Source organism: Noviherbaspirillum sp. (assembly GCF_035254685.1).
Taxonomy (GTDB): Bacteria; Pseudomonadota; Gammaproteobacteria; order Burkholderiales; family Burkholderiaceae_D; genus Noviherbaspirillum.
The window spans coordinates 1-21,747 of sequence record NZ_DATFAI010000017.1; the positions used below are offsets into that span (position 1 = coordinate 1).

The 21,747-nt window shown below is 55.5% G+C and carries 18 protein-coding genes and 1 pseudogene; 7 read left to right on the forward strand and 12 right to left on the reverse strand.

From position 1 onward, the window contains the following. Positions 1 to 1,109: 1,109 nt before the first annotated feature. Positions 1,110 to 2,217, reverse strand: a pseudogene (locus VJ698_RS04465) (IS3 family transposase). Between the two features lie 443 nt (positions 2,218 to 2,660). Between VJ698_RS04465 and VJ698_RS04470 the strand changes: the two are divergent. The 3 genes from VJ698_RS04470 to VJ698_RS04480 all read left to right on the forward strand — a co-directional run bounded on the left by VJ698_RS04470 (position 2,661) and on the right by VJ698_RS04480 (position 4,948). Beyond that, positions 2,661 to 3,362: a sensor histidine kinase gene (locus tag VJ698_RS04470; RefSeq protein WP_324101495.1), complete on the forward strand. Its 702-nt coding sequence runs from the start codon at positions 2,661 to 2,663 to the stop codon at positions 3,360 to 3,362. A 92-nt stretch (positions 3,363 to 3,454) separates the two neighbouring features. Continuing rightward, complete coding sequence (locus VJ698_RS04475) at positions 3,455 to 3,763, forward strand: hypothetical protein (RefSeq protein ID WP_324101496.1); 309 nt, start codon at positions 3,455 to 3,457, stop codon at positions 3,761 to 3,763. Positions 3,764 to 4,210: 447 nt separating this feature from the next. Further along, positions 4,211 to 4,948 (forward strand): MobA/MobL family protein, encoded by a 738-nt coding sequence (locus tag VJ698_RS04480; RefSeq protein ID WP_324101497.1) that lies wholly within the window; start codon positions 4,211 to 4,213, stop codon positions 4,946 to 4,948. An 820-nt stretch (positions 4,949 to 5,768) separates the two neighbouring features. On the opposite strand, the gene VJ698_RS04485 is transcribed toward VJ698_RS04480, so the two are convergent. From VJ698_RS04485 to VJ698_RS04505, 5 genes are all read right to left on the reverse strand, one after another. Continuing rightward, the gene (locus tag VJ698_RS04485; RefSeq protein WP_324101498.1) at positions 5,769 to 7,220 is read right to left on the reverse strand and encodes a YfjI family protein; all 1,452 of its coding nucleotides are present in this window, start codon (positions 7,218 to 7,220) and stop codon (positions 5,769 to 5,771) included. Beyond that, positions 7,217 to 7,360: a hypothetical protein gene (locus VJ698_RS04490; protein WP_324101499.1), complete on the reverse strand. Its 144-nt coding sequence runs from the start codon at positions 7,358 to 7,360 to the stop codon at positions 7,217 to 7,219. The genes VJ698_RS04485 and VJ698_RS04490 overlap by 4 nt, the downstream gene beginning before the upstream one ends. Positions 7,361 to 7,530: 170 nt before the next feature. After that, positions 7,531 to 7,896, reverse strand: a complete 366-nt coding sequence (locus VJ698_RS04495; RefSeq protein ID WP_324101500.1) for a hypothetical protein — start codon at positions 7,894 to 7,896, stop codon at positions 7,531 to 7,533. Positions 7,897 to 8,203: 307 nt separating this feature from the next. Beyond that, entirely contained in the window at positions 8,204 to 8,440 is a 237-nt protein-coding gene (locus VJ698_RS04500; protein WP_324101501.1) for a helix-turn-helix transcriptional regulator, read from the reverse strand. 124 nt (positions 8,441 to 8,564) lie between these two features. Continuing rightward, positions 8,565 to 9,659, reverse strand: coding sequence for a hypothetical protein (locus tag VJ698_RS04505; RefSeq protein WP_324101502.1), 1,095 nt, complete (start codon positions 9,657 to 9,659; stop codon positions 8,565 to 8,567). Positions 9,660 to 9,964: 305 nt separating this feature from the next. Between VJ698_RS04505 and VJ698_RS04510 the strand changes: the two genes are divergently transcribed. Continuing rightward, on the forward strand, positions 9,965 to 11,773 hold the full coding sequence (locus tag VJ698_RS04510) for a DUF262 domain-containing protein (protein ID WP_324101503.1): 1,809 nt from the start codon (positions 9,965 to 9,967) through the stop codon (positions 11,771 to 11,773). Continuing rightward, a complete protein-coding gene (locus VJ698_RS04515; protein WP_324101504.1) occupies positions 11,770 to 14,181 on the forward strand; it encodes a DUF262 domain-containing protein in 2,412 nt (803 codons plus the stop codon). Before VJ698_RS04510 ends, VJ698_RS04515 begins: the two co-directional genes overlap by 4 nt. A 1,066-nt stretch (positions 14,182 to 15,247) precedes the next feature. Here VJ698_RS04515 and csgH read toward each other — a convergent pair. The 6 genes from csgH to VJ698_RS04545 form a co-directional block, all read right to left on the reverse strand. Then, complete coding sequence (gene csgH, locus VJ698_RS04520; protein ID WP_324101505.1) at positions 15,248 to 15,556, reverse strand: curli-like amyloid fiber formation chaperone CsgH; 309 nt, start codon at positions 15,554 to 15,556, stop codon at positions 15,248 to 15,250. An 88-nt stretch (positions 15,557 to 15,644) separates the two neighbouring features. Continuing rightward, positions 15,645 to 17,354 (reverse strand): hypothetical protein, encoded by a 1,710-nt coding sequence (locus VJ698_RS04525; RefSeq protein WP_324101506.1) that lies wholly within the window; start codon positions 17,352 to 17,354, stop codon positions 15,645 to 15,647. A gap of 51 nt (positions 17,355 to 17,405) precedes the next feature. After that, positions 17,406 to 17,909: a hypothetical protein gene (locus VJ698_RS04530; RefSeq protein ID WP_324101507.1), complete on the reverse strand. Its 504-nt coding sequence runs from the start codon at positions 17,907 to 17,909 to the stop codon at positions 17,406 to 17,408. A gap of 4 nt (positions 17,910 to 17,913) precedes the next feature. Next, positions 17,914 to 18,855, reverse strand: a complete 942-nt coding sequence (locus tag VJ698_RS04535; protein ID WP_324101509.1) for a CsgG/HfaB family protein — start codon at positions 18,853 to 18,855, stop codon at positions 17,914 to 17,916. After that, positions 18,852 to 19,301, reverse strand: coding sequence for a curli assembly protein CsgF (locus VJ698_RS04540; RefSeq protein WP_324101510.1), 450 nt, complete (start codon positions 19,299 to 19,301; stop codon positions 18,852 to 18,854). Before VJ698_RS04540 ends, VJ698_RS04535 begins: the two co-directional genes overlap by 4 nt. An 18-nt stretch (positions 19,302 to 19,319) precedes the next feature. Next, a complete protein-coding gene (locus tag VJ698_RS04545) occupies positions 19,320 to 19,766 on the reverse strand; it encodes a CsgE family curli-type amyloid fiber assembly protein (RefSeq protein WP_324101660.1) in 447 nt (148 codons plus the stop codon). A 305-nt stretch (positions 19,767 to 20,071) separates the two neighbouring features. Between VJ698_RS04545 and VJ698_RS04550 the strand changes: the two genes are divergently transcribed. Next, positions 20,072 to 20,389, forward strand: coding sequence for a hypothetical protein (locus tag VJ698_RS04550; protein WP_324101511.1), 318 nt, complete (start codon positions 20,072 to 20,074; stop codon positions 20,387 to 20,389). A gap of 3 nt (positions 20,390 to 20,392) precedes the next feature. After that, entirely contained in the window at positions 20,393 to 21,733 is a 1,341-nt protein-coding gene (gene miaB, locus VJ698_RS04555; RefSeq protein ID WP_324101512.1) for a tRNA (N6-isopentenyl adenosine(37)-C2)-methylthiotransferase MiaB, read from the forward strand. Positions 21,734 to 21,747: the final 14 nt, after the last annotated feature.

Here is a 21,747-nt window from a genome sequence, read left to right on the forward strand (position 1 = left end):
CGCATGCCTGGACCACCTTCCGACGCAAATCCTCTGAATAGGGAGCAGCCATGAGGACACCTCCAGCTTCACAATCCCATGAGGACATCCTTTTGCGCCTGATGTTCCTTTCCCTTTTATTGATGTGAAAACCGCTCTAGTGTTGGCTCAGGCCAGTATTGCGCAGTCCACTACGCTGCGGCCCCGCCGCCCCCTGCCATAGAGTCTTCAATGAACTTGTCTACCTCCTCAATCGGGCCGACCAACGCGCTTTTCTACGGAAGCACCACGACTTCCAACACTCGCAACGTCAACGCCAACGAGCGAGGAAAGCCCTATAAGCGGACAGTTCGGAAAAATACGATGTTTTGGCCGAAGGCGCCGCCTGGGTATCGGCACTTGGCGCGCCGCCGGTCGAACATTCCGTCAGGTTTGCATCGCTTTATGAACGAATTCGCTGTACATAACGAATCACCAGCGCCGCGAGATGCCGGGTTGTCGCTGTTTAGCGTCGCCATGTTGACGAACTTCTTGCACATACAGAAATAGGATGCCTCTGATTAATAGCGAATGTGCTGCGTCGCTTTCTGCGACATCGAACGAACTTAATTTATGGGTGACATACAAGATTGTGCTGCCAGTTTGACGTTATGCCGCTATCGATAGTTGATTGCAAAAATTTTCAATCACATATCCCCCTCAGGTAATAATGCAGGAGCATTTATTTAACCCCACTTCCTGCCCTTGCATCCACCGTCTTACGATCCACACAATTGAAGACGCGAGAGCAGAAGTCTCATTCGGGTTGAGCGAGTCGTATGCGGACCGTACAGCGATAAGCAGATGTTGCCTCCTTTCCCTTACTTCACAAATTCTACGCGAGCGCCCCTGCTGATCTCATTCGAGGGTTTTGCCGTGACCTCACCAAGCGAACTTTACTAAATCTCGATTGGCACTCTTTATTTGGAGGACATCAATTAGCCCGCTTGTCGCCTGCAGTTATGAAGTTCAATCCCGGCATACGGGATGCCTCTTGAGTAGCACGAAGCAATCAGGAAAAGAAAAAACTCAAACATGTATTCGTTCATCGGGAAGGCTATAGCTGACCTGACCGGTTTTTTCGGACCAAGCTAATTTGGGATAGCTCCGGTTGATAAAGTTGTCGCTGCTTTCATGCTGAACGCTTCTGGGGTTTCGTAGTTCAGGCTGGAATGCGGTCGTACGCGGTTGTAGTGCTGCCGCCAATCCTCGATAACAACCCTGGCCTCGAGACGATTCCTGAACCACTCCATGGCGAGGCACTCGTCGCGGAACTTGCCGTTGAAGCTTTCTGTCGTTCCGTTTTGCCAAGGCTTGCCGGGATCGATGAGTGCACATTTTATCCCTTGCTCGACGGTCCATTTGAGAAGTGCGGGGCTGACGAACTCCGGGCCGTTGTCGCTGCGCAAATAACGCGGTGCGCCACGCATACTGATAGCGCGCGACAGCACCTCAATCACTCGACCCGAGCGAATTGATCCAGCCACATCAATGGCAAGCGCCTCACGAGTGTATTCATCGACTACCGTCAGACACTTGATTTGCTGTCCGTTAGCGCAGGCGTCGAAGACAAAGTCGTAGCTCTATACCGAGTTTGCCTTGGCCGGTGCAAGAGGCCGCGGCCGACTGGTTGCCACTCTGCGGCGCGGATGCTTGCGTGGCATGTGTAGCCCTTGTTGCGCCCACAGGCGGCCGCATTTCTCCTTGCCGACCTCAATACCTTCCCGCCCCAGGAAAGTCCGGATACGGCGCGGTCCGTAGCGCGGGTATTGGCGTGGCAGCCTGTGCATCGCACTGACCATGGCTGCGTTCTTCTGTGACAGAGTCGGGACATACAGCAGGCTAGACCTTGCCACGTGCATGAGCGCACAAGCTCGTCGTTGAGAGATTCCTCGCTCAATTGCATATAGCGCCGCAATCCGACGAGCTTTTGCGCTCACCATTTTTTCTTGAAATCTCCTTCATCACTTCGATTTCAAGATCTCGTTCTGCCAGCAGCTTCTTGAGCCTGGCATTCTCCTACTCCAGTGCCTTGAGATTCTTTTCCTCATCGGTCCCCATCTCGCCAAAACGCTTGCGCCAGCCGTAGATGCTTTGCTCGCTTACCCCATGGCGCTTGGCTACCTCCGCAATCGGTGACTTGTCGGCTTCCCGCAAAATCCGGACGATTTGCTCGTCACTGTATCGGTTCTTCTTCATTGCTCCCTTTCGTTTGGGAGCTATCTTCTCAAATTTACCGTGACCCGAAAATCTCAGGTCAGGTCACAGCAAGCAAAAGCGCCGGATCAGCAAGCTGGGGCGGTCAACGATTGGAATCATGCCGCCCCTCTTGCACACACTTTCTCCGCAGCAGTTGTCGTTTTTCCAACGCAAATTTATGCGCGCAAAAATTGAAAGGAAGCTCACATGGGAAACAACGCATCGTCTCTTGAAAGCCTTGCCGCATTCGCGATTGCCTTCGTAGCTGGCGTTCTTTCAACGACGGTATTGGCAGCATACGTCAACTGGGTACGAGATCGATAGTGCCCGCCACCTATCCCGACGCCCGATATATCACCGCAATTTCCTCATTGTATTTCTTATCGGCATAATCGGACGGCGCAATATGCCCCCGTCCGATGGCCACTTCCATGGAGAACCCTATGACCCATCGAGCGAAAAGCCGGATTTCTGGCGACGATAACCAAGCTGTTCCGCCATTCGACACGATCCCCCGCATATCGGCCAATGACGAATGGATACGGGAAGATGAACGCAAGCGCATTGCTCGAGACATCCACGATGAACTGGGCCAGCAGATACTGGTGCTGCGCATGGACCTATTGAGGCTACGCGACTGCATCGCCGACGCGCATCCGCAACTACAGACCGTTATCGAAGATGTGCTGGCGCAACTCGACACGACGATGCAGAGCGTACGCGCCGTCATCCGTGGCCTTCGCCCCGCCCTGCTGGACCTCGGACTGCGCGGGGCAACTGAATGGCAATGCGCGGAATTCATGCGGCGCAGCGGGATTGCCTGCGACCTGGCATGGAACGTCGGCGACATCGTCGTGAACGATCACTGCGCCACGGCGCTGTTTCGAACGTTGCAGGAATCCCTCACCAATGTGCACCGGCATGCCCGGGCAAGTCGCGTTTGGGTCACCGTGTACATCGATAACAAGCACATCGTCATGACGGTATCCGACAACGGCATCGGCAGTGCGCCTGTCGAGCACGCAAGGACGAATTCGTTCGGATTGTCCTGCATGCGGGAGCGAATCACCGCCCTCGGGGGCAAGCTTGCAATCGACAGCGCCGTGCACGAAGGCATGACGTTGACGGTATCGCTTCCGCTATAAATTTTCCCCTTCACCAAGCATGCATGCTTTGCCCGCTTCCGCACACAGCGAAAGAGATTACTGGTGCACTGTTTGCCGAGAAAGGAAACGCTATGAAAGCAGAAGAACTCACCCACACGAAAGACACTTCCGACCTTTTTTCCTTGGGACAGATTGTCGCAACGCCCGGCGCATTAGATTTGCTGACGCGTCATGGCAGGTCACCGATGCAGCTGCTCGCTAGGCATGTACGAGGAGACTGGGGAAGCCTTGATCCGGAAGATGCCGCTGCCAATCACGCGGCAGTCAGCGAGAACGATCGTATCTTGTCCAGTTACCCGATAGATGGCGATGACCGAGTCTGGATCATCACCGAGTGGGATCGCTCCGTCACCACCTTGCTATTGCCATGCGAGTACTGATGGAGTTGTCGGTGCGCCTCTAGAGCGGATGTCGCTTCCCATCTGCACGGAAGCAAACGGCAACTCACATGAAAAAGACAGGGTCATCCTGTCTTTTTTTTCCGCCTCTTATATCGAAATCGGTTCGATCATGTTCTCGCTGTTGATATGTACGACCGATCCGGAACATGTGGATGCCAACTGTTTGATACACATTGGTAGAACCATACAAGTATTTTTTTACATCACTCCGTATGTATATGGAGTGAGTAGGTCAAGTAGCGAAGGTAATAAATAGTGAAAGATAGCTGATCCATTACTGCATAGAGCAGGGATATCACTATAGGAGGAGATTGGGTGTGCGCAATTACCCTTTCTCTGCACATGTTCTCGCAACTCGCTTGCACCCTCACTCCATCGCAGCAAGAAACACCGTTCTTGCTATGTTCAACGAATGGAGAGAAAACGATGTCAACCTATCACCTTAGGGTAAAAAGTCATATGAAGGGCAAAGCCGCCGACCGGTCAACGTACATCGCCCGCGAAGGCAAGTACCGCACTCGCGGGGATGATCTCGTGGCAACGGGATCCGGCAATCTGCCTGAATCTGCAAACGGTAACCCTTACTGCTTGTGGAAGAGCGCAGATAAACACGAGCGGGCCAACGGGTGCGCGGCGCGGGAATTCGAACTAGCCTTGCCCGCCGAGCTGACGCTCGAGCAGCAGAAAGAGGTGCTGCATGAATTCATCGACGGCACGATTGGCGACAAACCATTCCAGTTCGCTATCCATCAGCCGGTGGGCGCATTAAGCTGCCAGAGCAATCCGCACGCGCACGTGCTGGTCTGCGATCGCATCCCGGACGGATTTGAACGTCCCATCGACCAGATGTTTCGACGTTACAACCCGCACTATCCATCGCGTGGTGGAGCGAGGAAAGACAGTGGTGGCAAGTCAGCCCAAGTGCTGCGAGAAGAACTGGTGGCCAAGCGCAAGCTCTGGGCGGATATCCAGAATGCCGCGCTCGAGAAGCACGGCCACGCTGCGCGGGTCGACCACCGGAGTCTGGAAGCGCAAGGTATCGAGCGTGCACCGGAGCGGCACATCGGACCGGGAGGGATCAGGAACATGACGGAAGAAGATAAAGCACGGCTGGTACAGGCACGTACACCGCATTCACACGTCAAGCTCAAGCAAGATACATGATGCATGCGTCCCGCACTGATCCATCACCAATGTGTAGAAGGGGTTAGGCAGCGACGGATCATGCGCAGTCGGCAATTCCATATGGATGCGTCCACATGTCAATACGGGGCGCGTCTATGGCAGCAGACGATCGCGCTGGTACGAGTGCGCCGCACTTGCACGAAAACATGCGGCGCAACTTCGGTGAAGAAAAGGGTGTAACCGTTTGAGCCTGTTATCCGGACGAGCGTGCGCAGTCCATCGATACGGAGATGGCCCCAGTCGCCGCATTCGTTGTCCGTTTCATGAAGGCGTTGGCAGAACGGCTATCACTGGGAATCGAGCATGCGGCATGGGAGCCGCAAAACCTTTAGGCACATCCGTCGCCGTTCTATGATGCCCGCCCCACGCCTTGGAGGACGCGATTCATGCGATTAGTCGCATGAATCGCACGTAAAACGATGCCTTTTCCAAAAAGTGTCAACTGAACAAATGTTTTCACACGCTATTGCAAACCGCGCACCCAACCCGGATCGGCAGGTAAGAACGCGCCTTGCATATTCCGAGTGTTTCGATTCGGCGCTTCGGATGCTCGCCAGACGAAGCCTTAGCGCAATGATGAATTCAATCGCCGACAAATTTCGTTTGTGTCTTGAGTTAGCCGCGCCTGGCTTTGCTTCAAGTGAAATCGATTTGACGGTTCATGAACCTGACGTCGTCGTGGCTGTGTTTGGTGAAGGACAAAAAAAGGGGGGCAAACTGCCCCCTTTGACATGCCGATCGGTTAGCAACTTATGCTCATTGCACCGGTTGCCCCTGCCAACGAAACCCGATCGAACGTCTAGATCGATGCGCCACCGCCCAATGAGCCGAAGTATGCGCTACTGAGTTCGATGTAGCGCTCTCGTTTGGGGCCGACTGTGATACGCACGCGACCTGCTGCAATCATGCAATTTAGCGCGGCCTCCAGCCGTGACGCCGGGCGAATCGGCCCGTTCCTAAGTACCTGGTTCCGCTGCGCGAAATTGTAATTGCGATGCCAGTAGTGAGTGAGCAAGTAGTGTTCGAGCACTTGCGCATCTGCTTGCTCTTGCGGAACCGCAAAGTTGGGCGAGAAGAGCCGTTTGAATTCGTGGATGTGCCATTCGACAATTTTTACAGCACGATTAAGGGTATCGACCGAAATCTTGCCCTCCTGCTTCGAGAACACATGGAGCAATGCTGCAACTCGGCTTATGATTTCCACCGCCTTGGAGGCAAAGTCCTTGATGTCGTGCAGGTAACCCCACGGGCTTAGCATCGACTCGGTTTGATTCGTCAGCTCTATGCTGCGCACAATCGCGTCCTCCGAAAACTCCAGTATCGTTCGCTCGATCACACCCGCGTCCATACGCTGGCCGAATTCGTCGAGCAATTCGCGCATACGCTCCTGAAACTTCGGCAGGTAAGTCCAGGTCGTGTCGAGCTGATAAGCGTAGCGAGTGCCTTGGGTCGACGCCGGGCATCCGATAAGGTATCGCGCCCAGTGACCTGAACCGCGCATGACATCGCCACGCCGATCTAGCAGCTCCTTGAGCACCTGCCGCTGAACCATGTAGGCGACAGTGACACGGGGATTGCGCGCGACAATGCTTACGCCGTCGCTGCGGTCGAGTGCCAACATGGGAGCACCGTCCCATGTCTTGTTGAGTGTGCCAGTCTGATTGAGCGCACCTCCCTTGATAATGATTTCGCCTTCGTCCGACATGAATGCGATTGACTCACCGTCGCCCTCGATTGCATCCATGATCGCACGCTCGGTCGCGTTCTGCCGCATGATGCGCCGCAGTCTCGGCTTGATCGGTTTGCCAGTCGCGTGTTCGGACAACCGGCGGCACAACTCGTCGATCGGCTGTCCTTCTTGTGTCAGCTTTGTAATCTGACGACGCAGGCCGGCATCTACCGATTTCCAGATACGCATCTCCAGTTCGTATTCTTCAACGTCGACCCCGTACTTCCTCATGCGCAATTGATCAAAGGCGTAGATCGGTGCTGACGCAAGATTGTCCACGCCAGTCTTGCGCTCACCAGAGTCTGCCACCATCAGCAGATTCAACGAAAGCGGACGGACCTGGCCAGTCGGCAGACGCACATCGTACAAACCTTGTGCCGACGCAGACATACTCGTCAGAAACGCCATACCGACCAATGCGTCCGGTGCCTGGACGTGCCTCACTACTTCCCCGGCAGCCTCCCTGGCGGCGAGATGAAACTCGCCCAATGGGTATGGAGGCGGTGTCATTGTGAAGTTCATGCGATCTCCTTCACGCCGATCTCGGAAGGACACTTGCCTGAATTCGACATGATGCCGTCGCCATTTATCATGCGCTCGGCTTGGGCGTAGAACGAAGTGCCCCGCGCACTGAATGATGCTGAATTTTTCGTGATTTTCATTTGACTTCCTAAAATAACTGGTTGATGTCTGCTGATTACGCCTTCTCCAGCGGACGCTGTGTGTCGGCACTGGTTCGCACCAGCCCTTCTTTTGACGCTGAAGATTCGCGCGTGTAGTGATATGTACTTGCTCCGCAGCGAACCCACCTTGGTTGGCCACAGCTTATCGCTTACTCTTCAATGCGATCATCGACTGCACTGACTTGTTGTGTCGCCAGCTCCTTCGACGTGGGAATGGGCGATCCGCAGTGCGCGCAATACAGGCATTCGCCCTTTTCTGCGTGCAGCTTTCGCTCCGCTTCCAGCATCGAGCGAAAGCCGCCCATGGAGAGATGCAACTCCATCTGCTTCAGTTGGGCTACGATTGTCTTTTGCGGCACCTCACGCGCCAGCGCGCGCTCGATTGCCGGATACAGTTTCTGGAACAGCACCGCTTTTTGCTGTTGTTTACTCGGCTGCAATGCGTCCAGTTGCTCGATCAGTTGTTGTTCCGGATTGCCGGGAATGGTGGCTTCAGAGTCGTATTTACTATCCATCGATAACCTCTTTTACTCAATTGTTGTACGGCTTGACGCCTTGGTTCAGATGTCAAGTGCCTGCGTGGTGGTGATTGTTGGGCGAAGAGCCGCTCGACTGCGTTGGCCAACTAGCGCAGGCAGTGCGTGGGCAACGCCAACGACCGCAACTAAACATTGCCTCTCGTCTTCGCATTGCATTGCCGGCGTGACTGAATCCGCCTGTGCGGCCACGGTTTTCTAGCCGGGAGAAGGCCGTTGTAGCCAGCTGCGGCACATGCCCGGCCCGTGCGGGACGCGGACGTGTGCCGGCGTGGTACTGGGCGTGTTAATTGTTGTCGGCATTTGCGCCGCGGCTGCCGGCAACCTTGGACAAGATGAAGGCGTCGATCTCGTGGGAAAAAAATACGGTCGAATTACCGAGCTTTACCGGTTTCGGGAACGACGCGTCATAGCGCGGTGAGCGCGGGTTGAGGCGATCGTAAATATTCGACTTCGAGATTGACAGCTGCGCGACGACTTGCTTGATACGCAGCATGGCGAGGGGTGGACGTTGCTGAGCCATATGAATCCTCCTTTGGAGACACCGGGAAATACCGGTATGGTTTGCATCGTACTGATTCGGACCGGCAGATTTTAGGGACTAAATTGACCGTCGCGTGAGTTAATTTAACTCTTAGTCGCCGGTTTTAGTCCGCTGGACGCGTAAATCTTCCATTCACTGCATCTCTCAACAACCCTTCAATTGTAGACTCTCTCAATGTAATGGTGCCTTGCCGCCGCCATATTCCACGTGCTTCGGTCTGAAATATGCGCGTCGTCCATTCTGTGGCATTTTGAAAAAGTGCCGGCTCTTTAGCTGCGCAATAGATTGCTGCTTGCAATACCGGAACGCGCGGTATGGCAAATCGTTCCGCTCCGCCGTGGGGCCTTTTGTTCTCGGCTTGCGCTTGCATCTGCTTGTTTCGCTCTAACGCCGCGTCATTCTGCGGCAACCCGCTTTTCAGTCGAAGCAGCTCCGGTTTGGCAATGAACAAGTGGGCAATGGTGGTTTTTTCCGCCGGGGGCCTGTTTCTCTCAAATTCGGCGATCTTGTCGTTTACCACCTTGGCATCCAGCCCATCGGCGTATGCGTCATCAATATGGCGGGCGACCGGATTGACCGCATACCACGGGATCGAGACAGCGTTTTCATCCATTCGCTTCAGAAAGGCTTTTTCGTGTTTGGGATTTGGCGTATGCCATTGCTTCGGCATACCACGGTTAGGACGATACGATTTAGCTGCAATGACGTCGGCATCCGTGAACACTCGTTCCGGGGAATGGTCTGCACGCTCCCCATCCACGCCGTCACCAGTTTCAGCGCCTAGGCCTTGCGGTTCGGGCGCACTTAACTCACCTTGCCCAAAAAAGGCTGACCCGTGCCAATTTTCCGTCACCTCGCGCGCCTTCGCAGGCGCACAAAAGAAAGTGGGGATTGTCCATCCTATCCCTTCGATTTTGGCAAGATCAAATGCTGACAGAATCACGCGGTCGGCCGCATTAAATTCGGCGTGAAATGACGGCTCCAGGTCAGGAAATGGCGTGCCATCCCAGGCAACCGGCCACTCATAGCCGCCGCCCGCGATAACTGGCGCGATGATTTCCGCATTACCCGTTGCTCCCAGGTGCAATAAATCTTCGGAAGTACAGCCAAGTAGTGCCGCTGCCCTGTCGATCCGAAAATATGCCGTGCCCTTTGAAATGATGTCATCCCCATCGGGAGCGGGACGTTCGTTGTTCATAACGACGCTGCTGTCAAGTGCGGTCGCATGCGGTTTTGATTTTGTCATTTTTTGACCTTTTTTCTAGTGACCCGGAAGGCATCAAATATTCGCCACTAGACAATATACAAGTTGCGGTCATTTCGAACCATAGTAGCTTCCGAAAAGCACATATCGAAAGTAGTTTCGGCCTGTTCTGTTGCTAGGTAAGACTTTCAATCTCGTTGCATTTGCTGAGGGTCAATCGCAAACGCCGTGCGTTGCAAGCCCCTGGCAATATCCGGTCTAAAATGGCAAGACATCAAGTTGTGGGTATACGGAAAACAATGAGCGATACAAATATCCGCCTCGTGGCGATTAATGACATCCTCGGCAAACCTTTTTACGTGCCAGCGTACCAACGTGGTTACCGCTGGACTGAGCGCCAGGTCATCAACCTGCTGGACGACCTGAGTGAATTCGCGGTAGCGGCCGAGGACCAGGATCGCACTGCCTTCTACTGCCTCCAGCCTGTTGTGGTACTGCTCCGCGACGATGGTTCCTGGGAATTGGTCGATGGACAGCAACGCTTGACCACGATTTTCCTGATCCTGCGACGTCTGGACGGATTCCTTCAGATGATGGGGAAACAGCGCTTCACCCTCACCTTTGAGACGCGCGAATCGAGTGCGAAATTCCTTGAGGAAGTTGATCCCGGCCGAGAAAAGGAAAATATCGACTTCTATCATATTTGCAAGGCTGATCGCGCGATCGAGGACTGGTTCGCGGGACAGGACGGGAGCTACAAGATGAAGTTGGCCCAGTGCCTGACCAACACTGACAAGATCGGGAAGAATGCCCGGGTCATCTGGTATGAATTACCCCGGCACGAAGACGCCGTACTGGCATTCACGAGGTTAAACGTAGGGAAAATTCCACTTACAAATGCGGAGCTCGTCCGCGCGCTGTTCCTTCGTGAGAGTAATTTCAACCCTGTGACAAGCCACCTCGAACGTACCGCAATTGCCCAGGAATGGGATGCGATCGAGAAGACACTGCAAAACAACGAGGTCTGGTACTTCCTCCATGACGGCACGAAGATCCCGCCAAGCCGGATCGAGTATCTCTTTCAGCTCATCGCACGCGAAGCCGACCGGCCCTCCGGCGAAGCCCAGGACAATTATGGCACCTTCTATTTCTACCATGAGAAATTGTCTGGTCCCGGTACCGCTGTTGCAGCGGAATGGCTGATGGTGAAGCAGTACTTTATGCGGCTGGAAGAGTGGTTCAGCGACCGCATCCTGTACCACCTGGTTGGCTTTCTCGTGCACGATGGCGACGACCTCGTTGAAATAAGGAAGGCGGCAGACGGGCCGTCCAAAACAGGATTCCGGCGCACTCTCAAACAGCGAATTTTCGAGCGCTTGATGAACCGCCAGTTGCGGGTACATGCACAGCCGGCCGACCTGGAAGCGCATATTGCTGCGGAACTCGAACGGCTGGACTACGAGGCAAGCACGGGAAAGAAGAAAATCCGATCAGTCCTGCTACTGTTCAATATCGCCACCCTCTTACAAAACCGGGATGCGAACCTCCGCTTCCCGTTCGACCGCTTCAAGGAAGAGAGCTGGGACCTCGAGCATATCCGCGCAGTGGCAACAGGCAGGCCGAATGGGCAACCTGAGCGGAGAAAATGGATCAACGACCTCCATGAGTATTTTGCGTGGAGTGAGGAGGCATCTGCGCTCCGGGACGAAGTCGAGCAGCAATTCCAGGAACTGCGGGACCAAGATGGACCAACTCGGGACGGGCCAGAGCGGTTCAACCGCTTGTATGACGCGGTGTTACAGCACTTCGGCGAAAGCGACGAAATGGCTGTCGAAAATGGAATCGGCAACCTGACGCTACTCGACTCCGCCACGAACCGCGGCTACAAGAATGCAGTATTTCCGGTCAAGCGGAAGCAAATCATCGACCGCGATAAGGACGGCGTGTTTGTACCTCTGTGTACGAAGAATGTCTTCATGAAATGCTACAGCAAGAAACTCGACAACATGTTGTTTTGGACTGCTGGAGACATGGCGAACTACCAGTCCGCGATAGCGCACACGCTCGCGACGTTTTTCTGCAGCGATGAAGCGGGGGCTTTTCAATGAATGCGATTGTTGAATTTGGTATCGGCAAGCAGGTGACGTTCAAGGGCCTGTTTGAAGTACATGCGTTCGTTGAAGTCCCGATTATTCAGCGGGACTATGCCCAAGGCCGTGCATCAGAGACAGAAGTGCGGGAGGAATTCTTGTCAGCGCTTTACGCAGCCTTGATGAAATCCGAAGGAGATTCATCCCTTCCACTTGACCTCGATTTCATCTATGGCAGTGCGCCACCAGGTGGCCGGATGGCATTTTCCCCCCTGGATGGGCAGCAACGCCTGACAACCTTGTTCTTGCTGCATTGGTACTTGGCTTGGAACGACGGTGCCGCAGACGACTTCAATGCGTTTATTCGGGACGGAAAGAGGTCACGCTTCACCTATACGGTCCGCCCCAGCAGCCGGGAGTTCTTTGATGCCTTGGTTTGCTGGACGCCCCCTGAAGGCGCCGCGCAGGCCGGCGTCCTATCAAGGGTGATCGTCGATCAACCCTGGTTCTTCCGCGCCTGGCGGCTGGACCCAACTATCCAATCGGCGCTCGCCATGCTGGATGCAATACACCGCCGGTTTTCTGGCAGCAGTGGGTGTTATGCGCGCCTGGTACATCCGACACAGCCTTATATTACATTCCAGCTCCTTGACCTAAGAAGCTTTGGCTTGAGCGACGATCTCTATATCAAAATGAACGCGCGCGGCAAACCACTGACTGCGTTTGAAACATTCAAAGCACGGCTAGAGAACCACATCGGGAACTTGTTCCCGCGAAAAGACCATACATTGCATGGCAAACCTGTCACGCTCAAGGAATACTTCAGCCATAAGATCGACACCGTATGGGGCGATTTGTTCTGGCACTACAGGAACAACGAAACCATGCTGTTCGACGACCGCATCATGCACTTGGTGCGGACCCTGGCCACCGTGACGCGTGACCCCGATGCCGGAACCTCGAGAGCGCTGCTTACCCAACTGAGGAGCCCGTTCTCATCGTTCTCTTTCTTGCGTTACCGGGACGAGGGATGCTTGGACACAGCGCTGCTCGAGACGCTGGTTGCCACGTTGGACGTATGGTCCGGTGGGAAAGATGGGATCCGCCCCATATTGGCGGGCTTCCCTTATTACGATGAGCGCAAGGCGTTCCTTGACGTTGTGTCGGACAGCACGAAGCTGACTTACGCGGAACTGGTGCAATTCCATGCATACACCACTTACCTACGCCGCTATCAACATCAATTGCAGCCCGATAGTTTGGCCGATTGGATGCGGGTGGTGGTCAACCTATCGAGCAATACATCGTACGACGACGTTGACGACTTTCGCCGTAGCGTAAAGGCGGTCAACAACCTGATAGAGCATGCGCAGGATATTCTGGCCTACTTACGCCAACCGTCAGTCGACTCGGCGGGCTTCTTTGAGCAGCAGATGCGGGAGGAACAGCTCAAGGCACACTTGCTTGCACGCAGCGATGATTGGAGGACACGTATCCTGAAGGCCGAAGCACACCCGTACTTCAGTGGACAGATTGAATTCCTCTTCCAGTTTTCCGGTGTACTCGAGCGCTGGAAAATGCATCAAGCCGCCGATTGGTCGGACGGCGAAGATAAGACGCTCCAAAGCAAATTCGACGATTATTTCAGCAAGGCGTCGCGCGTGTTTTCAGGTGGGCCTTCCGCCCTCGGCGATAAGCGCTGGGAGCGCGCGTTACTCACGATCGGCGATTACTTGCTCGCAGCTGGACGAAACCGCCATTTTCTCCAAATGTATGGTCGCGACACCAGCTGGAAACGGTTCCTGCGTGGGAATATCGAGGGTAGCGGCGAAGCGGAACGGAAGCGCCGCTATGTCAAGGAGTTGCTTGATATGGTAGACACCGATGTAAACCTATCCGCTTCTCTGGAGCGAATCATTGCTGATGCGCCTGCGACAAATGACTGGCGCGAGCCGTTCATACGCTGTCCAGCAGTGCTGGAATACTGCCAATTCCACATGATTCGTTACCAATCACCCGACCGCATTTACCTTCTTCGTAAGCAGCGGATGAATGGCGACCATGTCGAGCTTTACTCCTATCACTTGTACCGGACGGTGCTTCAGGATATGGCGGCAAAAGGCGAGCTGGTTCCATTCACAGCCCCTTTCTACAGGTCCGTGAATACAGACACCGAAGAACCGCATATCGCCATGGAATGCCCGTCGGATGGTACGAAGATCATGCTAACGGTCTTTAATTCTGGAAAGAAATTCGAGATGAAACTGTCGTTTGGCGGGCAGCCTGCCCCTGTAGGGCTGAAGGATAGGCTTACAGGAGTTTCACCAACCACGGAAAAGGGAAATGGGGGATTGTCGTTCAATGTCCAGCGCGACAGCGTCCGTACAGCAATCAAAACGATCGTGTTGGCCGTGCAGGGCAGCTGATGAAGGAGTCGATCGCGGGAGAGATCGAACCCAGCACCGATGTGAGTCCTGTCGGACGCAGCAACCGGAGCGTACCAGACCGCGCGCTGGACACGAGCTCAATGTTGCGTAAGCAAGATTTAGGAACGTCAAGTTCTTATTAATGAACACACTTCGGTAAAACGAATGTCTCTCGGCAAGAAAACCGTCCGCATGCCCAATATTTACGAAGATTAACGGTTTTGAGGGTATTTCCGGGGATATCGAAAATTGACCGCATCGACAAAGTCTTACATGGTGCGCCTTAGCCGTGTTTTTGTGATTCCTGTCAGTGCGCTGGCGGCGGTTCTAGTACGCTTTGAGCAACGAAAAGCTGTTCTCGTTTGGTACCTACCCGAGGTTTCCGTAAGGGATGCAGGCTTCAAACGCGACGAGGCCCGCGGACAGATCGCCGCAGGCATCGATCCGGGCCAACACCGCAGCAACCAAGACGGAACGGGCCGCCAACACTTGGGAATAACTTTCTTGCAGAACTCACGCCCCTCATTGATGAGGGAATATTAATTTCAAAAACGGAGATGCCCGCCAGCTCGATGGCAGAGGCCTTTGCGCGACATAGGTTGTGAAATGTCGCCTCCGATTACATCCTTGCAGCTAAGGAATGGTTTATGCATCCATAGTTGCATCCATACTTTCAGATATTTAATTTAATAGCCAGAATCCATGCGGATTTCAAGGCTTTATTCAACTCCACCTATCCCACCAATTCGATGTTTCTGGAATTCCAAGAACGTCCTAAAACCCGCACTTCTCGCTCGGAGATTGCGGGTTTTTTGTTTTAACACGTCCAATTCGTTTCGCTGAGATTCAGTTCTTTTGGGGGCATGCGTGGGGGCCTGCCCCTAAAAGCAAAAACAGGTTGCCGCCAAAATGCCGAAATTGGTTAAGCCACGTTCCGAAGCGCAAGTAGAGAACGCAAAACCCAAAGCCAATACACTCAAGTAATCGGACGGCGCTGCGATGTATTTGGAAGTCACGCGCCGTCGTAACCGGCGAAATGAATCTGCGGTGAGCGGGTGCAGGCCCGCTAGCGCGAACACTCGAAGTGGTAAACGCCCAGATCGCGTCCGTCCTCTTTCAATTGAAGTTCGATACTGCACTGCGCATTCTTCTGCACTCCCAGCGCTACCCTGCCCAGTGACGTCGGCGCCTCCGCTGCAGCTTTAACCACCCCATGCTGACTGACGCGGGATGTTCCTGAACCACCGCGCTGAATCACGTCAAGCCTGAAGCTTATCTGCCTCTCCGTCACACTCTTCACGTAGGGAACCAGCAAAGTTTGCCCGACATTGGCCTGCGTATCGAGCCATACCTGCAGATTTGCATCGGCGACCATCCTGCCCTCCTTCGATTCATGAAGCAAAAAAGGCGGGCGAAATTTCGCCCGCCGTAGTCTTTACTGGTACTTTGCGAACCAGTAAAGATCAGTGCTGCCAGATTGCGGCATGGTTCGTATTACCTGATTGGCTGATTGATGCAACGAAGCCATTACCAGTCTGCAGGATTGCAGCAGTATTCCGAGCGGCAAAGCTTCCGCCATCGCCGTTCTGGAGGATGTTGGCCACGCTGCCGCTGCCGGCCTGGGCAATCGTTGCATAGCTCCAGTCGCCGGTCTGCGTGACGTTTCCGGTCAGCGCATTGCCACCCGATTGACCGACCAGCGCGTCGTTGTTGTTGCCGGTTTGGCTGATCTGCGCCTGCGAATTGGAAGCCTGGCTCTGAGTGACCGACGCGTTGTTCAGCGTGCCGTCCTGGCTCACGGTTGCGACATTGTTATAGCCGTTCGTCTGCGTCACGGCAGCAATGTTGTTGTCGCCGGATTGCGTCACGCTGGCCTGGTACAGGCCCTGGATCGAGCCACCACCCACGTTTACAAGTCCACCGCTTTGCTGGACCGTTGCGGCGTTATTGTTGCCGGACTGATCGATCGAAGCAGTGCTCGAATCTGCGAGGCCGCCCTGAGTCAGATTGGCTGCATTGAAGGAGCCGTTCTGATTGACGGTAGCGTTGCTGTACCAGGTGTCCGTCTGCAGTACGGTGGCGGTATTGCTGTGACCAGCCTGCGCCACAGTTGCGCTGCCATTGTGCGATCCGTTGTTTTGCGTGACCGTCGCACTGTTGTCATTGCCGGACTGCGTCACACTCGCAACCTGGTCATGCGTACCAATCTGGTTGATGACCGCTGTGTCGTGATAGCCATTGGACTGGGTGACCGTTGCAGTGTTGGCGAAACCGCCGGACTGCGTGATCGTGGCTGCGTAATCGCCTTGAATGGAACCACCGCCCGCGTATACCGTGCCACCGGATTGGCTGATCGTGGCTTGCTGGTTGCTACCGGACTGGAATACCGTTGCGGTGCTGGCATCAGCGAGCGGGCCTTGCGTCACGCTTGCCGTGTTCTGCGAATCGGTCTGCGTTACCGATGCGTGGCTGAACCAGGTATTGGTCTGCACGACGTTGGCAGTATTGCTGTCGCCGGATTGCGACACAAGCGCGCTGCCTTCTTTCGAGCCGACGTTTTGGGTCACGCTAGCATTCTGGTTGTTGCCGGACTGATTAATGGTCGTAGCCTGGTTATAGACCGAATTCTGGGCGATCGATGCCGAATTTCCCGCCGCAAGGCCATCGATCTGGTTGATCGTTGCGCTGGCATTAAACGAATTGGTCGTGCTTACGGACGCGGTCTGGTTGGCGCCGCTTTGCGTAACCGAAGCCGTGTTGTTCGCTCCGGACTGAACGACCTGTGAGCTCTGGGTATTCCCGGTCTGGGAGGTGGCTGCCACGTTCGAGTTGCCGAGCTGGCTGGAAGAGGCATTGCTGTTCGCCGCCGTGTCTTGCGTGATGCTGGCGATATTGGAGTTGCCAGCCTGTTCAATCACGGCATTGACCGCCGTGCTGCTCGTTTGGCGGATGCCGGTGGTGGCCGCAGGATCGCTCGGTGTAGCACCGGGGACGCCTGCGACGTTGCCATTGCCGGTCTGGGTGATTGATGCGTACGCACCGGTGGAAGCGTTCTGGTCAACGTACGCTTCATTGCCCGAACCGGTGGACGAAATGATCGCCTGGCCAAATGCAGGCGACGCGGCATAAGCCATGCTGATTGCGAACGCCAATGCTGACAGTTTTGTTTTCAATTGTGCTCTCCTCTGAAGAATAGGGCGGACTAACCTGGGCGATCCAGCGCCCTAGTACTGGATCACTCTTGCTGCAAGACCATTGCCGTGCTGTTGGATGGTGAGACTGGGACTGAGCGCGCCTTGCTGGACACTCACCTGGTTGGAATTTCCGTACTGCGTGACGAGCGCATGGTTTCCATCGCCCGTCTGTGCGATACAAGCCTGGTTCGCCCGCCCGGCCTGGGTCAGCTCCAGCGCATTGCCGATGCCCGACTGCCTGAGGGCGAACTGATTGTCTTCGCCACGCTGCGCGGTGCTGACTTCGTTGCCGCTGCCGATCTGAGCAACCTGGCCAGAATGAAATGTGCCCTGCTGGTTCATGACCGCTTCGTTGCGCTCGCCGGTTTGCGATATCTGCGCAGACAGTCCGCGACTGGATCCACCGAAGTCGGACCCGCTCAGCTCCGAACCTGACGCGAGGTCCCCCGCTCTGGCAGCGATCTGCACAATGGCCAAAAGAAGCGCTATCGCACAATACGGAGCCCTATGCGTCGAGATGCCGGTTCTTTCCATGGATTCACTCCCTTGTTGTGGCTATCGGATTTGGTTCCACCGTCGCAGGCGGCTCAGACGCGGTCTTCGACGCGTGCGTATCGTTCTCGACCTGGCTCAAATACTCGTTGCTCTCCTTCAGATAAGCCTGCAGGATGGGAGAGTTCTTGTCGGCCTGGTTCTTCAGGGCCCATACCTTGTCTTTCAGTCCCTGCACCACGAGATGGACGACTGCCGCCTCCATGGCTTCCCTCACGCACAGTTGGGAGGGTTCGTTGCGGGTATAGCCAGCCTCCATTTCGAGCAGTTCCTTGAAATTCACAAAGCGGAACACGCCGGTGGAAAGCTCATAGGAATAGATCGTCTTGGTGGTGGAGACGCTGTTGAGGATTTGCCCGGTTCGTATGTCGATGGATCGCAGGTTGACCGTGACCTGGTCGACGCGATATTGCGTCTTGCCGCCCACGCCGAGGTAGCGCGCACCCGCCCCGCCGGTACGTACGTTGCTCTCGTACGCGACAATGCCGCCCTCGATCAGCACCGTTGCCGGCATGAGCGGTGGCAGGTTGATGTTCGCCTGTGCGTTCTTGTCCTGCGGCGTTTCGAGCGCCCGCACGATCTTGCGTTCGGTAAGGAGATCCTGGAGGTTTTCTCGTTCCACCGGAGTGAACCAGCCCGAGTCTTTCAGCGCCTTCACCAGCAGGGACGCCGCGCCCTGGGTCACTGCAGTGGAGAAGGAGCTGTCCGGCGATGGCTTGTACTGTCCAGTCTGGTCGCGGAAAGCGTAGACAGCCGCGACAACCTTGCCCTTGGGTTCCGGAAGTCGCAACAGGTCGCGCGTGATTTTGGTGGCGGGCGTCAACTGGGCATTGGCGACAGAATTGGAAGGAGCCTGCGACGTCGCGCAACCCGCAAGCAGCGCCGCGAGCAGGAGCACTCCCGCTCGTATCCGGAAGAGCAGGTTCATTGCTGCCCCACCTGGAAGGAAGTTGTCGCGCCGGTCGCGCGATCGGTTGTCGTAACCTGCAGCAGACCGCCGCCGAGGTCGGAAATCTGGACCATAAAGTCCCCGGTATTGATCGTGCCCGGCACAAGCTGGCCGTTTGGCCCCATGATGTTTGACGCCACTGCCGATGCGAGGCGGTTAAGCACGGAACGCTCGAGGATGTCGTTGAACTGCTGCAAGGATGTTTGCTGCGTCGTTTTCGGCGGCGGGGGCGCGTCGGGATCCTTGGTCTTGTTCTGGGCCTGAGCAGCGTTGAGGAGTATCGATCCGTTGAGCGGATTTCCACCGAAACTGGGATTGACCGGCGTATAGACCAGCTCCCCCGCGCGTACTCCGGACATTCCCAGGCCAAACGCGAGAAGCAGTACGCCATGCGTCGCCCGCGCTGCGGCTCTTATGCAGTTCATCTCTTTCCCCGTCTGTTGTTATATTTCGTCGGCGCCCATGTCCGTATCGCGGAACAGCAAACGCTCAACCTCGATATCGGTGATTTTTTTATAGGCAATTTCCGCCGCCTGTTCGCTCAACGCCCGGATTCCTGTACGTCCAACAGGCAACTGCATCTGGAAGACCTGACGCTGCGCGTATTCGATCCAGACCCGTGTGCCCCATCGCGCCGACGGCCGTTCATGAATTGAAATCACATAGCGTTCGCTCAAGTCGCGCTCACGCCATGCCGTCACGAAGCACTGGTAGAAATCCTGCCCGCCAACGGTCACCGTTTCATCGGTCACGACGCCGCCGTACGTCTCTTGCAAGGCCCGCTTGTCCACGCTGATGGCGGGCGCAGGTTGTGGCATACGCGGTTCGGCGACTGCCTGCACCAGCGCCACGAAGGAAAGAGAAGCGAGCAGAAGTAAGCGCGACAACATCAACAATTTGCTCCCTGAGTGCGCTTGATTGCGATTGAACGTCCGCAAAATTGCAAAATGGATAATGATTTAAGCGCGACAATAGTTTTGTTTTTGATAATTGTCAATTAGTTAAAATATTTTTTGAGCTTTTTCCTGGCGCAGGATGCTGCTGCCGCGCCGACCGGCTCCGATCCGCGATGGATTCGGATATCCCGGTGCAAGCCGGGTTCCGGTTTCGTCAACTGATGCACTGGTGCGCGGTGTATAATGACCGGCCCTTCTGAGACGATACGGGGTATGAGATGTGGCAACGACCCTTGCTCATGTTTTTCTTGTCTGCTGTCACCGCGCTTCCGGCGCTTGCGCTTGAACGGCCGTTTCCCGCCAACACCAAGCGCGGCACGATGTCCCCCGCCCCTTACCCGCAGATCTTCATTGAAGGTAAATTGCGCGCGTTGTCTCCCGGCGCACGAATCTGGAACGAGGACAACCTGATCCAGATGCCGGCGTCGCTGCGCGGCAGCGACTTTGTTGTCAATTACACTGAAGATGCTCAGGGCGACGTCGATCGCGTCTGGATCCTGACCGTCGACGAGGCGCGCCAGTCGATTGCCAGGCAGACAAACAGCCCTTCCCGATAGCCCATGCCGAAAAAAGTCTTTATCAAAACCTTCGGCTGCCAGATGAACGAGTACGACTCGGAAAAGATGGCAGACGTACTGAACGCCGCCGAAGGCGTCGTGAAAACCGATACGCCGGAAGATGCGGACGTGATCCTGCTCAATACCTGTTCCGTGCGCGAGAAGGCGCAGGAGAAGGTATTTTCCGATCTCGGGCGTCTGCGCGAACTCAAGCAGACAAAGCCCGGTCTGGTGATTGGCGTCGGTGGCTGCGTAGCTTCACAGGAAGGCGAAGCGATCGTCAAGCGCGCTCCCTACGTGGATGTGGTGTTCGGACCGCAAACCTTGCATCGCCTGCCCGATCTGATTCACCGGCGGCGCGAAACCGGGCGCGCGCAGGTCGACATCAGCTTTCCGGAAATCGAAAAGTTCGACCACCTGCCGCCGGCCAAGGTGGAAGGCGCGACGGCCTTCGTCTCGATCATGGAAGGCTGCAGCAAGTACTGCAGCTACTGCGTGGTCCCGTACACGCGCGGCGAGGAAGTATCGCGTCGTTTTGAGGACGTCCTGGCCGAAGTCGCCGGCCTCGCCGAGCAGGGCGTGAAGGAAATCACATTGCTGGGGCAGAACGTCAATGCGTATCGCGGCGAAATGCCTGACGGAGAAATTGCCGACTTTGCACTGCTGATCGAGTACGTCGCCGAAATTCCCGGCATCGAACGCATCCGCTTCGTCACCAGCCATCCGAAGGAATTTACGCAGCGCCTGATCGATACCTATGCGAAGGTGCCGAAGCTGGTCAACCACCTGTACCTTCCGGTGCAACACGGCTCGGATCGCATCCTGATGGCGATGAAGCGCGGCTACACCGTACTTGAGTACAAGTCGGTGATCCGTCGCCTGCGCGAGATCCGCCCGAACATTTGCGTCACGAGCGATTTCATCATCGGCTTCCCGGGCGAAACCGAGGCAGACTTCGAGGCATTGATGAAGCTGGTGAATGACATCGGCTACGACCACAGTTTCAGCTTCATTTTCAGTCCGCGTCCAGGTACGCCGGCAGCCAACCTGCCGGACGACACGCCGCATGAAGTAAAGCTCAAGCGCCTGCAGCACCTGCAGGAAGTCATCGAAGCCAACACGCTGAAAATCAGCCAGCAGATGGTGGGCAGTGTGCAGCGCATCCTGGTGGAAGGCCCGGCGAAGAAGAATCCGCAGGAGCTGCAAGGCCGCACCGAGAACAATCGCGTCGTCAATTTCGACGGCGGGCCGAATGCGCAGCGCCTGGTCGGCCAGTTAATCGACGTCAAGATCGTGCACGCCTATCCACACTCGCTGCGCGGCGAACTTGTCATCAAACAGTGAATCTGAAGAGAGTC

Coding starts and splice junctions, on each gene's coding strand:
- VJ698_RS04470 (WP_324101495.1), top strand. CDS start 2,661: ATGACCCATCGAGCGAAAAGCCGGATTTCTGGCGACGATAACCAAGCT.
- VJ698_RS04475 (WP_324101496.1), top strand. CDS start 3,455: ATGAAAGCAGAAGAACTCACCCACACGAAAGACACTTCCGACCTTTTT.
- VJ698_RS04480 (WP_324101497.1), top strand. CDS start 4,211: ATGTCAACCTATCACCTTAGGGTAAAAAGTCATATGAAGGGCAAAGCC.
- VJ698_RS04485 (WP_324101498.1), bottom strand. CDS start 7,220: ATGAACTTCACAATGACACCGCCTCCATACCCATTGGGCGAGTTTCAT.
- VJ698_RS04490 (WP_324101499.1), bottom strand. CDS start 7,360: ATGAAAATCACGAAAAATTCAGCATCATTCAGTGCGCGGGGCACTTCG.
- VJ698_RS04495 (WP_324101500.1), bottom strand. CDS start 7,896: ATGGATAGTAAATACGACTCTGAAGCCACCATTCCCGGCAATCCGGAA.
- VJ698_RS04500 (WP_324101501.1), bottom strand. CDS start 8,440: ATGGCTCAGCAACGTCCACCCCTCGCCATGCTGCGTATCAAGCAAGTC.
- VJ698_RS04505 (WP_324101502.1), bottom strand. CDS start 9,659: ATGAACAACGAACGTCCCGCTCCCGATGGGGATGACATCATTTCAAAG.
- VJ698_RS04510 (WP_324101503.1), top strand. CDS start 9,965: ATGAGCGATACAAATATCCGCCTCGTGGCGATTAATGACATCCTCGGC.
- VJ698_RS04515 (WP_324101504.1), top strand. CDS start 11,770: ATGAATGCGATTGTTGAATTTGGTATCGGCAAGCAGGTGACGTTCAAG.
- csgH (WP_324101505.1), bottom strand. CDS start 15,556: ATGGTCGCCGATGCAAATCTGCAGGTATGGCTCGATACGCAGGCCAAT.
- VJ698_RS04530 (WP_324101507.1), bottom strand. CDS start 17,909: ATGGAAAGAACCGGCATCTCGACGCATAGGGCTCCGTATTGTGCGATA.
- VJ698_RS04535 (WP_324101509.1), bottom strand. CDS start 18,855: ATGAACCTGCTCTTCCGGATACGAGCGGGAGTGCTCCTGCTCGCGGCG.
- VJ698_RS04540 (WP_324101510.1), bottom strand. CDS start 19,301: ATGAACTGCATAAGAGCCGCAGCGCGGGCGACGCATGGCGTACTGCTT.
- VJ698_RS04545 (WP_324101660.1), bottom strand. CDS start 19,766: ATGTTGTCGCGCTTACTTCTGCTCGCTTCTCTTTCCTTCGTGGCGCTG.
- VJ698_RS04550 (WP_324101511.1), top strand. CDS start 20,072: ATGTTTTTCTTGTCTGCTGTCACCGCGCTTCCGGCGCTTGCGCTTGAA.
- miaB (WP_324101512.1), top strand. CDS start 20,393: ATGCCGAAAAAAGTCTTTATCAAAACCTTCGGCTGCCAGATGAACGAG.